This is a genomic window from Pseudomonas sp. 2822-17, from assembly GCF_002742485.1.
Lineage (GTDB): Bacteria > Pseudomonadota > Gammaproteobacteria > Pseudomonadales > Pseudomonadaceae > Aquipseudomonas > Aquipseudomonas cyclaminis.
This window is the reverse complement of record NZ_LJRZ01000752.1, coordinates 1-269: the sequence shown is the minus strand read 5'-3', so window position 1 is coordinate 269 and position 269 is coordinate 1. Positions and strand designations below refer to the sequence as shown.

General features: G+C 34.2%; 1 protein-coding gene. It reads left to right on the top strand.

Going from position 1 to position 269, the window contains the following annotated elements:
- Positions 1-269 (top strand): 4-hydroxyphenylacetate 3-hydroxylase C-terminal domain-containing protein (locus AOA60_RS26420; protein WP_305887063.1); only part of this gene is annotated, 269 nt, incomplete at both ends.

The following is a 269-nucleotide window of genomic DNA, read 5'->3' as shown; positions in this document are numbered from 1 at the left end:
AGAATTTATTTTAGGTTTAGGTGAAGCATTAGCTGATACAATAGCGATAACACAATATCAACATGTACAAGAAAAACTGAGTGAGATTATTATCACGCTTGAAATTATGAAATCCCTCTTACTTAGAGCAGAAACAAATGCTTCAATAAATGAAAGTGGCTTGATGGTTCCAGAAGCTATTCCACTTATGACCGCATCGAGTTATTATCAAAGAGCATATCCTCGTTTAGTTGAGATTCTTCATCTGATTGGTGCTAGTGGTTTTATAT